This window comes from Agarivorans sp. 1_MG-2023 (assembly GCF_030548385.1).
Lineage (GTDB): Bacteria > Pseudomonadota > Gammaproteobacteria > Enterobacterales > Celerinatantimonadaceae > Agarivorans.
In genome coordinates, this window is sequence record NZ_JAUOSJ010000003.1 from 177,867 (window position 1) to 190,868 (window position 13,002).

The window sequence follows — 13,002 nt, forward strand, 5'->3', positions numbered from 1 at the left end:
AGAACGCTAAACAGTGTTTAGCGTTTTTTGTGATAAACCTAATTAATAAGGCTTACTTCGCGTTCTGAACAATAGTGGCGCTGTCTTTCAACATTTCTAAGTACAAGTCTTCATACTCAGTTGGGTTTAAAATGAGACCATTCGCATCGCTATACTGAGTCACCGTTCCGGTTTCTGCAATACTGCGACTGTCGATGAAGTTAGCCATAAAATAATTTTGCTGATCTGCAGAAAGCTCGCTGTCGATTAAGGCGATTTCAATACTGTCGATTTGGCTTGTGGCTAGCTCTAGGGCACTACTTTGCATTAAGGCTTGTTGAGCTTTAGGCGCTGCATAAATTGATTGATAAAAGGTGCGGCTATTGTTGTGTGAACGCAATCTTACTTGGCTGCGTTGTAAGGCAAAGTCGCTGCTGTTAAAGCTGTTAGCATTATCGATACAATGATTAGCGTGGCTAAGCTCAACCGAGCAGTTCTCTATCAAATCTAAGTTATCAATGCTGTTTAACTCTGCAAGTTCTAGGTCTAAGGCCGCGTTATCAGCGTTAATAGCCATTACGCTATTAAACTGCCAATTACTGTCGTTGGTGGTACCTGAAAACAAGCCTACCCAATGGCTTACTTGGTCATAATTAGGGGCAATGGTGAACTGGTCTACATCTTTGTATAAGGTTTGCCACTGGTAACTATTGTTATTGTGAATGGCTAGTACAGAGCTACCATCGTCTACGGCTAAGTTGCTAGCCACTTGCCAATACATTGGCTCTAGGTCAGCGTTACTTAGGCTAGCGGCTACGATGTCGTTATTTTCATCGGTATCGTAAACGTAGCTAGGTTCTAGAAAACCGAAGTAGGCTAAATCGGTATGTTGGCCGTTTTGGCTTGAATAAAAGGCGGTTACTAGGGTGTCTTTTACTGCTGGTAGGGGAGAGCGTACAGGGATGTGAGCGGATAGATCATGGCCGCTAACCAAATCAGCGGAGTAACTGGTTTGATAGTAGCTAACGCCACTTTCTTGCAGTACCGATAATGCTGCGGTATCACTAAAATCGGTGACCGAACGGTAGTCTTTACCCGCATAACAATTGCTACCAGTTTGTGATGAGCGAACATTTAGTACTTTGTTACCTAAATACTGTTTCTGCACGCTATACATATATACATCGGGCTCGCCGCTTAAGTTACGATCTACTTCTTCTAGAGAAACATAGCCTTCATCGGGTACCCATCCGCTATCAAAATTCACGATACCGTTGCTTGGTACATCGGCAGCTTGAATGGTGTGTTCTTCAATAATTGAACCGTCAGCATTGTGGAATAAAACGTTATAACCAGTATTCGCTATCGACGCGGTAATCACTCGGCTGTTGTCGGTCTCAGAGGTTCCGTAGATGACACAGCCCGATTTAACATCGCTTTCTTTTAGTGTTTGTAACTGAATGATCTGCCAGTTGTAACGTGGAGTTGAAGGACCAGGTGATGAGCTATCGCTACCCCCACATCCGCTTAACAAAAAAGTGGCGACTAAACTGGGTAATATGGCTTTTTTCACTACTGCTTCCTCAAACTACGAGTCAAAATATTGTTGTTGTCGCTTTATTAGCAATATTCGCACCGTTTCTTGCTCATTCATTTCCTTTGAATATGTATTTTATTTTTATTTTATATTTTGCTTGCTGTTAATTTGGTGTTTGGCTTTGCTTTGTTACAAGATTGTTAGCTAAAACTGTGCCTTGGCAAGCATTTGTTGTGTTAATTGGTTTTTCGGGTTTGATGTTTATTTTATATTACCTCTGTGTAGAGCAAAGGAACCTGAAATGCTGCGATGGGCTAGAAAAGGATGGTGTTTGTGTTTACTAATGTGGCCAATAGGTCTTTTTGCCGCGCCCATTGAAATAAAAGTTGGCGGTTATGACTTCCCTCCCTATGTCAGTCACAACGTTTCAACTAACCGCTACAGCGGGGTGAGTTTAGATATACTTCGCGCGCTTAATCATCTTCAAGACAAGTTTACCTTTCGATTTGTGTCGACTTCTCGGCATAACCGCCATGCCGCTTTTACTCGTAAACGTTTTGACCTGATTTTGTTTGAAAACCTAGAGTGGGGCTGGCAGAGCCTCAATGTTCAGCAAAGCCTTCCATTAGTCTTAGACAAAAATCTGTTGCTCACTCATCAGCAAAACGTTAGTGGGCAAGACCAGTTGTTTGCACCAGGACACAATTATACTGTGGTGCTGTTTGACGCGGCCTATCAAAGCCAGCATTTATCTGATGAAGGGTTTGCGGTAAACAGCTGCTCCCATGTCATGAACTGTATTAAGTTAGTGGTAAAGCGGCGGGCTGATTTCACCATGGTAAACGAGAGTTTTTATTTACCCCTTACTCGGCAAAAACCGAGTTTACTTCAATCACTAAAAAGCATTGCGCATTTTAGTCCGGTGCATAGCTTACATGCTCTACAACGGGCAGATTCTTCGTTAAGTGTTGAGCAGTTAAATTTCTTCTTTAAGCAGTTGAGTTTATCTGGAGAGTTGCAAGCCATATTGAGTCAGTATGACTTAGCAATTGCAGAATAAGCTTTTAGGCTCTTGCTAATAGCTGTGGGCCGCGAGTGCCTTTTTCTTCCATATACTGAAAATACAAACGAATATGGGTCGCTGATTGATCTACGCTGCGTCCCATTGCTTCGCGAATAGCTTTGCGATTGGCTTGTTTAGCATCATCACTATCACGTAATTGAGTGGCGCTTAAACCTGGCTGAACGTCGTTATTGCCAAATACTGCCGTACCGGGGTTGGTCATTTGGCGTTGCGCGGTATATTCAGTGATGGTTTGCCGTGGTGCGCTGTTTTCTATGCGTTGGCGAGCGGCATAAGTTGATTCGAGTGATGCAGCTTGAAGGTTGTTATTCACCTGCATAAATCTTCTCTCCTTAAGTTAAAAAACACAGCCTTACGTGTTTATCGGCCAGCATTATTTAATCTTTAACTACAGGCTAAGTATCGTGCAATGTGGGCATTGCTTGGTGAGGTTAATAGCTCTGCTGGGCTGGCAAATTGACGAGTGGTTCCGGCTTCAATAAATGCCACTCGCTCGGCCACACGCTGGGCATCTTGCCATTGATGAGTGACCATTATTACCGCCAGTTGCCACTCTTCGGCCAATTGCTTAACCAGCTCTAAGCACTCTAAACGTAACATGGGATCTAATGCGCTAAAGGGTTCGTCTAGCAACAAAATAGGCTGCTGACGCACCAAACAACGGGCCAACGCAGCACGCTGCTGTTGACCGCCAGAGACTTGGTCGGGGCGTTTATTTAGTAAGCCAGCAATGCCTAAGTTGTTGGCAATTTGGCTAAGCTGCTCTCGCTGTTGCGCGTTAAGTTTCAAGGACGGTGAAAGCCCCAGCGCAATGTTTTGCTCAATGCTTAAGTGGTGAAACAAATTGTGCTGTTGAAACAAGCTGGTAACGGGGCGTTGCTTAATCGGTAAGCCTAATAAATCTTCACCTAACCACGACAAGCTGCCACCGCTGGCAGGAACAAAGCCAGCAATAAGCTCTAACAGGGTGCTTTTACCGCAGCCACTGGCGCCTAACAATGCCACCACTTCACCGGGGTTCACCTCCAGTTGGTAATGAAACTGCTGTTGCTGGCGAACACAGCATAGCTTAGAGATGCTTAACATGGTGGCGTCCTAGGGTAAGTTCGAGCAAATAAAATATTACCGTGCAGAGCAGCAGCATAATTAATCCGGTAGCGCTGGCTAAAGCATATTGGTAGGTGCTTAGTTGTTGGTACAGCAGCAACGGCAAGGTTACCACGTCTACACTGCCAATCAGCGCTATTACGCCCATGTCACCTAAAGACAAGACCATACATAAACTTATGGCTAGTGCTAATGGCCGACGAATAAGCGGCCAATAAATTAAATGCAATTGGCTGAATGCCGGTAAATCTAAACTTTGGTTTAGCTTAGCGTATTGTTTAATGGCATCACTTAAGGCGGGTTTTAAGCTGCGAATAAAAAACGGCAGGCTCATTAGTGCGTTAATTAGTGCCACCAAAGGTGCTGTGTAGGCATTGATGTCGGCTCGGCTGATCAGCAAGAAAAACAAGCCGGTGGTGATGACCATCGCGGGCGCTAACAACATAATAGAGGCCAATAGCTCTTGGCCTCTGCCGGCTAACATGCGCCGTTGTTTGACAATATTGCTACTGTATTGCCATAAAATAGCCCCGCCCAATATCACTACCCACAAGGTGCTTTGTAAGGCAATGAGCAATGACCAGCCAATGCCGTTAAACCATTTATCCCAAGGTAGTTGCTGCCAATTAAGTTGGCTAAGTGGGCTTAATATGCCAAGTAAAATGGAGCCTATAAACAGGTAGTAACCCATTACCATTACTTGATGAAGTCGTCGCTGAGTTTTACTGAGTTGGTGTTGAACAAGAATGTTCTGTTGAATGCGCTTTGCTTCTTGTTGTTCGCGGCCCAGTAACAACCAACCTAGGCTAACTGCAATCAGCAGTTGTAACACCGCACATTGCAGTGCAAATAGTGGGTCGAAGTCGTAGCGTAGGGCTTGATAAATGGCCACTTCAAGGGTGGTGCTTTTAGGCCCGCCACCCAGCGCTAATACAATGGTAAAACTGCCAAAACACAACAAAAATACTAAGCCAAAGAGTCCGGCTAAACGTGAGCGCAACATGGGCCATTCTATTATCTGCCAACTACGCCATTGGCTAAAACCAAGTTGCTTGGCTTGGCGCCAGTAGCTGGCGGGAATATCGTTATATTGCAAGTAACAATATCGTGCAATAAGTGGCATATTTAAAAAACAGTGGGCAATTAAAATACCGGGTAAACCGTATATCTTCCATGAAAAGGGGCTTATTTGCTGCCAAAAACCGTTAATACCAAAGCTACCTACGCAGCCCAGCACCACCAAGATTACTGGGCTTACAAAACATAAATTGGCCAAACGCAGCTGCCAAATTATCGATTTAGGCTGTAAGTAAAACCAAGCTCTCGCAATGGCCACGCCACCTATACACGCAAGGCTTGCCGATAATAACGCCTGCCAAATACTAAAGCGCAATACGCGCCACAGGTAAGGGTCGTTAAACGCCGACCAGCTTAGCTCTTGAGCTTGTTCAGCCAAGCCCCAAAACGCTGCCGCTACCACTAGCGCTATAAATACGCTGGCGCAGTAACCGACTATTGAGGCAGGCTTAATCATTGAGTCGTTACTGGCTTACCGCGTTACGCCACTCTTTAGTCCATTGCTGGCGCTGTTGGCTAACGGTGTGTTGCTCAATACTTAATGGCTTAGGTTGCACTAGCGTAGAAAATGCTTCTGGTAGTTCGGCATCAGGATTAACCGGTAGCATCCAGTTTGTTGTGGCAATAATTTTCTGCGCCGGAGCGCTCACTAAAAAGCTGAGGAATTGCTGAGCAAGTTCTACTTGTTGGCTGGTGGCACTAATCGCGGCCACCTCTACTTGGCTCATGTGGCCTTCGCTAAATTCAGCAGCTTGGTAACGGTTTTCTTGCTCGGCCACCATGTGGTAAGCCGGAGATGTTGTGTAGCTTAGTACCAAATCAGCCTCGCCTTTTAGGAACATGCCGTAGGCTTCGCTCCAGCCTTTAGTTACGGTGACTGTTTTATCTTTTAGTTTGCTCCAAGCTTGGCTTGAATCATCACCATAAAGGGCTTTAACCCACAACATTAAACCTTGGCCGGGCGTGCTGGTGCGTGGATCTTGATACAAAATGCTGCCGTTAAATTCCTCTACAAGCTGCTTCATAGAGCTTGGCGGGTTTTTGAGTTTTTCGGTGTTATAAATAAATGCAAAGTAGCCATAATCAAAGGGTACAAAATTTTTGTCTTGCCAGGCAATGACGAGCTTTGGAAGGGGAAGCTGATGGGCTTGAACCGCGTTAATCGCTTCAGTCTCTGGAATGAGGTTAGTATCTAAGCCCAAAATTACGTCGGCTTTGTTGCGTTTACCTTCTAATTTTAGGCGATTCAAAATGGCTACGCCGTCGTCTAAACCTACCCAATTTATGGTGCAGTTACATTGTTGCTCAAAGCTTTTAGTTAAGGCTGGGCCCGGGCCCCAATCGGATACAAAACTCTGGTAGGTGTACACCGTTAACTCGCTGTTCGCTTGGCTGTTAAAGCCCACAACACTCATCGCACAGCATGCTAGCCATAGCAAATTTTTCATCTTACACTCCTTGATAATAGATTTATGACCGTTGATGGAATCACTCGCTTTGCCTACTTCCGCACTAGAAAAAAAACTACTTAGCTACCTTGAGCGGCACCTAGGATGCATCTTAAAGGTAGACCGTTTAGCGGGAGGGCATCAGCATTCTTGGTTGCTAGAAACCAATACAGAACGTTTGGTATTACGCTTAAATCAACAACAGCCCTGTTATGGCTTGGATTATCAACGCGAAAGAGAAGTATTACAACAGCTTAACCACTTGCCTTGGGTAATTAATATGCATCCATTGAGCTTAAACGGTGAGTTTTTGCTGTATCAGTTTCAAGAGGGTGAAGTAGTAAGCCTTACACAATGGCAACAACCCACGCTTTGGCCGCAATTATTAAAGGTATTGCAGCAACTTCCCTCAGCCGGTAAGGGCTTACCGCATTTTGATATGCTCAAGTACCTACAACGTTATGTAAATGACATTCGTGCCTGCGAGGCTGCAAGCTTTCGACGCCAAGCCTTGCAGTGGATTAAGCAGCAAAATTGGCCGCAGCAACAGGCGTTTAATCATCACGACTTACATCTTGATAATCTACTGCTGAGTAGCGAGCAAAAGTTGTTGGTGTTGGATTGGGAGTATGCCGCAACGTCTATGCAAGGCTGGGATGCCGCCAGTGTTGCGCAAAGGTGCCCGATAACGGCTGAGCAGCGCGCAGATTTAATCGCAATATCGGGCTTAAACAGTGGGCAATTTGAGCTACTAGTTGTTGCGGTAGCCTTATTAGATTTAGCTTGGTATTGGCAATATCAGCCACACTGGCAGGGTTTACAATTGCGCACTCAGCAATGGCTGAATGCGCAAGGTTTAGCTAACTCAATTTAGCGGCTTAGCTTATTCTTCAGCTAAGATTTCGGCGCGCCAGTTACCTTCACCGTTTTCACCTAACGTTTCTGCTAAGTAAGGCAGCACTTCCTGCATCTCTTTCATTAGTGTCCACGGCGGGTTAATCACAATCATACCGCTGGCAGTCATACCAAATTCGTCACTGTCGTGTTGAATACCTAACTCGAACAGTTGAATGTTACTAATGCCGCTGCGGATCAGAGCTTTTTCAAGTTTGTCGATACGGAAGCGTTCAACAACCGGGTACCACAATGCATAAGTGCCAGACGCAAAGCGCTTATGCGATTCAACCAGCGTTTTTACTACTGTTTGGTACTCGTCTTTTACTTCGTAAGAAGGATCAATTAACACCAAACCGCGGCGTTCTTTTGGTGGCAGCAAGGCTACACAACTTTGGTGGCCATTCTCTTGGCGAATTTTGCAACGGCGGTCGCGTTGAAACAAACTGGCAAGCGGAGCTTGTTCGCTTGGGTGTAATTCGTGCAAGAACAAACGGTCGTCGCGGCGTAGCATCATTTTGGCTATCCACGGTGAACCAGGGTAATGCTGGCGGGTTTTCTCAGGATGAATTTGATTCACCAGCTTGAGATAGTTCTTTAATATAGGAGGTAAATCATCGGCGTCCCACAGCTTACCAATACCGTTTTCGTACTCACTTTTCTTTTTCGCTTCTGGGCTATTTAGGCTGTAAGCACCTGCTCCAGCATGGGTATCGATATAGCAAAGCGGCTTATCTTTTTGGGTTAGGTAAGAAATGATCCGTTGTTGTACTAGGTGTTTAAGTACATCGGCGAAATTACCCGCATGGTAGGAGTGGCGATAGCTTAGCAAAGTGTTATCTCGATATTGGTAGAAAAGGGCGCACAGCAGTGGCTGACGATATTGCGCTAGTCTAGGTAGAGACTAGCGCAGATGCAAGTTTAACCGCATAAAGCAGCGGCTTAGATGATCTGCTAACGAGATCGCAAAGCGTTTTTGACAACTAGGCAATGGCAGCGAAGCGAAAACGGCAAGCGTTGCGAATCACTCTTAAGTGCTTTGTTATACGACGGGTACCTGCAGAGTTCCTTTAATTACTGTCACTGCTGAGCCTATTAACTTCGTACGCCCATTAGATAAAAGTTCGGTAGTAACATAACCACCTCGTTCAGATGCCTGATAGCCTTGTAGTTTTAACTTACCCAGCTTTCCTGACCAATAAACAGTTAAAGCACAATGCGCTGAACCTGTAACCGGGTCTTCATTTACACCTACCCAAGGTGCAAAGTACCTTGAAACAAAATCTAACTCGTTACTATTTGAACTTGTAGTAACCAGAACTCCACGCCCCTTGGTTTGTTTCATTGCCTGAAAGTTTGGCTGGAGGTTTAGTAATGTTTCCTCACTATCAACTTCAATGAAAACCTTCGAATCAAAGCTACCAAAGGAAACTATTTCACATACCTCTACGCCTAAATTATCCAAGAGCACCTGACAGGGAGTAATGTCGAATTGAAGGGTTGGTGACGGAAAATCCAGTTCAATTGTCGATTCGTTAACCAGTGCAGTTAAGGTACCAGACAAGGTTTCAAAATTAACGGTATCGTGCGTACTTAGTTGCCCCCTTTCTTTAAGGACATGAGCAACAGCAAGAGTTCCGTGACCACATAGCATTACCTCCGATTTCGGAGTAAACCACTTCAGCGTCATATCATAAAGCGATAAAAAAGCCGTTTCGGACACAGCCATTTCTTCAGCAATTGATAGCATTAAGCTGTCACTTAAGCCATTGTTTGTTATACAGACTCCAGCTGGATTACCTTTGAATGCTTCACTTGTAAATGAATCAACCTGATAGATATCTAAGTCCATTTAGTACTCCTAATTCAATAAAGTCGTATAACGCCGCATTATGTAGAATTAGTTGATGATTATCGACTCCATCATTTTTTCCCCTCGCGCCAACCAATCTGGAGCTTTTTCTACCGTTGCATTAAAAGACATTAATAAGAAACGCTCATCTACTGACGTTGCATAAATTATATTATGAATCTGTGTGTCTAAAGCTGGAGTCACTAGCTCAAATACAATAAATGGATGCCCATTTTGTTTGATTACTTCATCGCGCATCCACTCAGCTGATGGATAAAGGTTATGAAACATCTTCGACATCCCTTTGTGCGCTTTGATAAGCTCCTTTTTTGACATTTTGTTATTCGTGTGATTAAAAGCTAAAGTTACTTGTGTCGTTTCATCAGTTAACACATCTGTCGGTCTACGCGAACTAGGATACTTTATTTCTACTAATTCTTGAGGCATTGGAGTAAAGTCCTCTGGAGTAGAAATTGTCACCTTACCATCTAGCATTTTTATTGGCACAAGATCATTTGCTTGAACCATGACACTACAAATAACCCCGATTAAAACCATTGAAGTTTTTACTATATATTTCACTAAAGTCTCCTTTTTACATAACGCTAAGTAGGCCGCACGTGCGGCCTATCCCATTCAATGAGCGCGCGGCCTATTACAAAAAATATGACATTCATCAATTAATGATTTGATATTAACCCATTGTCTACCTTAGTTTTTTACTCGGCATCAATCAATCGTCGAGCCTTTCATTCATTGATTGCTTTGACAAATGACGCAAACGAAACCAGAAATACTGTGCACACACGGTTAAAAAGTGCGCAAGCCTTGGAAGCTAAACTAATTCAAAATTTTCTCGTTACCTACTCGCAAAGTCTAGATTCAAAACCATTAGTTTTGGTATGGAAAGAGTCGAGTTTTACTGCGTTTGCCGTAAGAAGACGTAACTCGTTTTGTGGCAGCTCCGTTTTACGATGACCCGCTATGAAAATCGAAGATGAACATTTACTTGTTACATCTTTGAATGTGCATACTCTATGTTCGTTGTATACAGAGTTAGCTTTTTTAAAGCATCATAATCTTGAGGGGCTTGGTAAACTTTTTCAAAGAGTGCGAACGCAACCTGATCGTTCTCTTGTAACCAAGATAGGCTGCTCTTTGCTCCAAAGAACCACTTATCTCTCAAAATGAAATATGTTTCTAGCAAGGTGTACTGAAGGTATGCTCTTCTATGATTTCCCTCTACGTCATTATTACTAATCCGCTTCAGATTTTTTATTCTTAACTCAATAATGTTGCGTTTTTGTTTATTCGTTAATGGGATTGGGCCAGCTTCGATCCTATCTTCAATTTTCTGTAGTAGCAGTTCCCCATACCCAAATTTATCAACAGCACAAAATGCCTTGCCCATTTGAACAAAATCATCTGTATTTTTCATGGATTTAGTAGGATATATCCATGCATCAAGGAATATACCGTCAAAGTTCCTGAAGTCTTCCGTGACAGACGGCGCATCAAGAAAGCAGGCCATATCTACATCGCTTTCGTTTGTTGCATCACCTCTCGCTCTCGACCCATATACAATTACTGTATGCGGATCGTACCTATCAACAACCTCTTTTATCGCTTTTTCGGTAACTTCATCCATATAAAATGCCACATTTAAGATCAAACAATGAATATTACCATTTCTCCGCATATTACTCTTAAGTAATAATAACGTCAGATACAATATTTAGCATTAGCAAGCGTAGGCCAATTGAGATGCTCAGTATTGATTTGTTAAATTTCTCGTTGACACGAAAGGGGCATAAACGTCTTAAGAGTCTGCAAAAACAGTTCACCTTGGATAGCCTAAATAATCTGCTGGCTGGGTTGCGGCGCTGTTTTTAGCAACTTAGCTAAAATGGCTAAACCTTGGTCGAGTTGTTGATTCGATTCGGCTTGTCCTAGCGAGATCCTTACCGCATTAGGGCTGGCTTGATTGTCTACCACAAAGTGTTCGGCGGAAGCCACTTCAACCCCTTGCTGTTGCGCTGCTTCTACAAACTGTGCGCAACGCCAACTGGCAGGTAAACGCAGCCAGCAATGCAAGCCACCTTCTTGGTAGGTGTAATCTAAACCCGCCATGTAGTGATGCAGCAATTGGGCACGTTGGCCTACTAATCTGCGCTGTTCAAGCAGGGCTTTATCGGCTAATCCGGCTTGAATCCATTGAATGGCTACGTCAACCAGTAGTGGGCTAATGTTCCATGTGCTGCCTCTAATTGCGCTGTTTATGGCAACTTGAAGGTGCTGCGGGGCGTGTAAGTAGGCAAAACGTAAACCTTTAAAAGCACCTTTGGAAAAGCTGTTTAGGTAAATCACTTGCTCTGGTGCTAGTTCTACAAAAGCTTTAGGGCGTTGGTCGGGCAGTAAACCACATACATCGTCTTCAATAATAATTACTTGGTGTTGTTGGCAAATATCAATAATTTGCTGGCGGCGTTGCTGCGACATAATGGCTGTGGTGGGGTTTTGCAGCGTAGGGGTGAGATACAAGGCTTTAGGGTGGTATTTTTCAATGTGATTAAGCAGGCTGTTGGGGCAAATGCCGTCATCATCTAAGGTTACACCTTTTAGCTCTATTTTTAGCTGTTTAGCTAAGGTAATTAAGCCGGGGTAACACAAGGCCTCACACAGTAGCCGCTCGCCTACTAACTCCATGGCGATTAAACATAGATTTAAACCGTGTTGAGCGCCGTAGCTAAAAAACAGTTGCTCAGGCTTAAAGTGGCCGCCTTGCTGGTTTAGCCATTGGCAAACTGCTTCTCGTTGGCTGGGCAAGTTTTGGCTGTGGTCATTATCTAACAGTGTATCGAGCTGATCGCCCGCGAGGCTGTAGCTTTGCAGCAAGGGTGTTAAGTGTTGAGCGCGTGATTGAGTAAACGCAGTATTTTGCCATAACTCAATATGTTGGCTATTGCCCTTTAAGCTTCCCCATTGTTGTTGATAATTGGTGGGACTTTTTACGTAACTGCCGCTACCAGTTTTTGATTCAATTAAACCCTGTTGCTCTGCCTGAGCATAGGCTCGGCTAATAGTGCCTACGGTGACCGCTAAGTGCTCGGCGAGATGCCGCTGTGGCGGAAGTTTATCGCCAGCCTGTAGGTGTTGCTGCTCAACCAGTGTTCTGATTTGCTCCACAATTTGAGCGGCTTTGTTGCCTTCGCTTTCTAATACTTGCCAAATTGTCATCATGACAATAAACCTTTTGATCTCTTCTACACAGTATATTAGCGTGAATATTGTGAGTTGTAGACGGTTTTTTGCGTTTTTTGCTATTTTGTATCGATACAATTGTTTGGAGGAGTAGATATGGATATTGCGTTGTTTTCATCAATGATTTTGTTTGGGGTGGTAATGGCTGGTACTCCTGGGCCTAACAACATGCTACTAACTTTTTCTGGTGCCAACTTTGGTTATAAGCGTTCGGTGCCTCAGATGGCGGGGATCCCAACAGGAATTGCCACCATGATATTGTTGATGGGATTAGGCTTAAGTTGGGTTTTTCAGCAATACCCCAGCGTGCATTTAGCTTTAAAAATCTTGGGCAGCGCCTATTTGCTTTATCTTGCCTTACGTATTTTGCGTCAAAGCAAACTGGCTAAACAAGAAATGGCGAAACCGCTGAGCTTTTTCGAATCATTGGGCTTTCAGTATTTAAATCCTAAAGCGTGGATGATGACATCTTCTGCAGTCGCCAGTTTTGCAATTCCGGGCGAGGCTTATTGGGAATCAATTTGGGCCTTAGTATTAACTTTCTTTTTAGTGAATCCGGTTACGGGCTCAATATGGGTAAGTTTTGGTAAGTTCATCTCTCGCTGGTTAAGCGCGCCTATTGCTAGGCAGCGATTTAACTTCACCATGTCTTTTCTTACAGCCGGCTGCGTAGTGCTGTTGTGGGTGTAGCTCTCACACTAACCATTTAGCTCAGCCTTAGTGTCTATTGGCGTAAATTCACTAAGGCTAAGTTTCCCACTTA

The 13,002-nt window shown here is 44.0% G+C and carries 13 protein-coding genes; 3 read left to right on the plus strand and 10 right to left on the minus strand.

What is annotated here, in order from left to right; genetic code table 11:
• Positions 1-52 precede the first annotated feature (52 nt).
• A complete protein-coding gene (locus tag Q4592_RS05155; protein WP_303510608.1) occupies positions 53-1,552 on the minus strand; it encodes a hypothetical protein in 1,500 nt (499 codons plus the stop codon).
• Positions 1,553-1,817: 265 nt separating this feature from the next.
• Between Q4592_RS05155 and Q4592_RS05160 the strand changes: the two genes are divergently transcribed.
• Positions 1,818-2,576, plus strand: coding sequence for a transporter substrate-binding domain-containing protein (locus tag Q4592_RS05160; RefSeq protein WP_303510611.1), 759 nt, complete (start codon positions 1,818-1,820; stop codon positions 2,574-2,576).
• A 4-nt stretch (positions 2,577-2,580) separates the two neighbouring features.
• On the opposite strand, the gene Q4592_RS05165 is transcribed toward Q4592_RS05160, so the two are convergent.
• The 4 genes from Q4592_RS05165 to thiB form a co-directional block, all read right to left on the minus strand.
• Positions 2,581-2,919 carry a hypothetical protein gene (locus Q4592_RS05165; protein WP_137671808.1) on the minus strand — a complete coding sequence of 113 codons (339 nt, stop codon included), beginning with the start codon at positions 2,917-2,919 and terminating at the stop codon, positions 2,581-2,583.
• Between the two features lie 65 nt (positions 2,920-2,984).
• Positions 2,985-3,686: a thiamine ABC transporter ATP-binding protein gene (gene thiQ, locus Q4592_RS05170; RefSeq protein ID WP_303510616.1), complete on the minus strand. Its 702-nt coding sequence runs from the start codon at positions 3,684-3,686 to the stop codon at positions 2,985-2,987.
• Positions 3,670-5,241, minus strand: a complete 1,572-nt coding sequence (locus Q4592_RS05175) for an ABC transporter permease subunit (RefSeq protein ID WP_303510618.1) — start codon at positions 5,239-5,241, stop codon at positions 3,670-3,672. The genes thiQ and Q4592_RS05175 overlap by 17 nt, the downstream gene beginning before the upstream one ends.
• Positions 5,242-5,248: 7 nt before the next feature.
• On the minus strand, positions 5,249-6,232 hold the full coding sequence (gene thiB, locus Q4592_RS05180; protein ID WP_303510621.1) for a thiamine ABC transporter substrate binding subunit: 984 nt from the start codon (positions 6,230-6,232) through the stop codon (positions 5,249-5,251).
• A 34-nt stretch (positions 6,233-6,266) separates the two neighbouring features.
• On the opposite strand from thiB, the gene Q4592_RS05185 reads away from it, so the two are divergent.
• Positions 6,267-7,106, plus strand: a complete 840-nt coding sequence (locus tag Q4592_RS05185; protein ID WP_303510623.1) for a phosphotransferase — start codon at positions 6,267-6,269, stop codon at positions 7,104-7,106.
• A gap of 9 nt (positions 7,107-7,115) precedes the next feature.
• Here Q4592_RS05185 and Q4592_RS05190 read toward each other — a convergent pair whose 3' ends face one another.
• From Q4592_RS05190 to Q4592_RS05210, 5 genes are all read right to left on the minus strand, one after another.
• Positions 7,116-7,958, minus strand: coding sequence for a 23S rRNA (adenine(2030)-N(6))-methyltransferase RlmJ (locus Q4592_RS05190; RefSeq protein WP_303510625.1), 843 nt, complete (start codon positions 7,956-7,958; stop codon positions 7,116-7,118).
• A 210-nt stretch (positions 7,959-8,168) separates the two neighbouring features.
• A complete protein-coding gene (locus Q4592_RS05195; protein WP_303510628.1) occupies positions 8,169-8,978 on the minus strand; it encodes a PhzF family phenazine biosynthesis protein in 810 nt (269 codons plus the stop codon).
• 48 nt (positions 8,979-9,026) lie between these two features.
• Positions 9,027-9,560 (minus strand): hypothetical protein, encoded by a 534-nt coding sequence (locus Q4592_RS05200; RefSeq protein ID WP_303510629.1) that lies wholly within the window; start codon positions 9,558-9,560, stop codon positions 9,027-9,029.
• Between the two features lie 430 nt (positions 9,561-9,990).
• On the minus strand, positions 9,991-10,626 hold the full coding sequence (locus tag Q4592_RS05205) for a nucleotidyltransferase domain-containing protein (RefSeq protein ID WP_303510632.1): 636 nt from the start codon (positions 10,624-10,626) through the stop codon (positions 9,991-9,993).
• 206 nt (positions 10,627-10,832) lie between these two features.
• Positions 10,833-12,218: a PLP-dependent aminotransferase family protein gene (locus tag Q4592_RS05210; protein ID WP_303510635.1), complete on the minus strand. Its 1,386-nt coding sequence runs from the start codon at positions 12,216-12,218 to the stop codon at positions 10,833-10,835.
• A 117-nt stretch (positions 12,219-12,335) separates the two neighbouring features.
• Between Q4592_RS05210 and Q4592_RS05215 the strand changes: the two genes are divergently transcribed.
• Positions 12,336-12,929 carry a LysE family translocator gene (locus Q4592_RS05215; protein ID WP_303510636.1) on the plus strand — a complete coding sequence of 198 codons (594 nt, stop codon included), beginning with the start codon at positions 12,336-12,338 and terminating at the stop codon, positions 12,927-12,929.
• Positions 12,930-13,002: the final 73 nt, after the last annotated feature.

Coding starts and splice junctions, on each gene's coding strand:
- Q4592_RS05160 (WP_303510611.1), top strand. CDS start 1,818: ATGCTGCGATGGGCTAGAAAAGGATGGTGTTTGTGTTTACTAATGTGG.
- Q4592_RS05165 (WP_137671808.1), bottom strand. CDS start 2,919: ATGCAGGTGAATAACAACCTTCAAGCTGCATCACTCGAATCAACTTAT.
- thiQ (WP_303510616.1), bottom strand. CDS start 3,686: ATGTTAAGCATCTCTAAGCTATGCTGTGTTCGCCAGCAACAGCAGTTT.
- Q4592_RS05175 (WP_303510618.1), bottom strand. CDS start 5,241: ATGATTAAGCCTGCCTCAATAGTCGGTTACTGCGCCAGCGTATTTATA.
- thiB (WP_303510621.1), bottom strand. CDS start 6,232: ATGAAAAATTTGCTATGGCTAGCATGCTGTGCGATGAGTGTTGTGGGC.
- Q4592_RS05185 (WP_303510623.1), top strand. CDS start 6,267: ATGGAATCACTCGCTTTGCCTACTTCCGCACTAGAAAAAAAACTACTT.
- Q4592_RS05195 (WP_303510628.1), bottom strand. CDS start 8,978: ATGGACTTAGATATCTATCAGGTTGATTCATTTACAAGTGAAGCATTC.
- Q4592_RS05205 (WP_303510632.1), bottom strand. CDS start 10,626: ATGGATGAAGTTACCGAAAAAGCGATAAAAGAGGTTGTTGATAGGTAC.
- Q4592_RS05210 (WP_303510635.1), bottom strand. CDS start 12,218: ATGATGACAATTTGGCAAGTATTAGAAAGCGAAGGCAACAAAGCCGCT.
- Q4592_RS05215 (WP_303510636.1), top strand. CDS start 12,336: ATGGATATTGCGTTGTTTTCATCAATGATTTTGTTTGGGGTGGTAATG.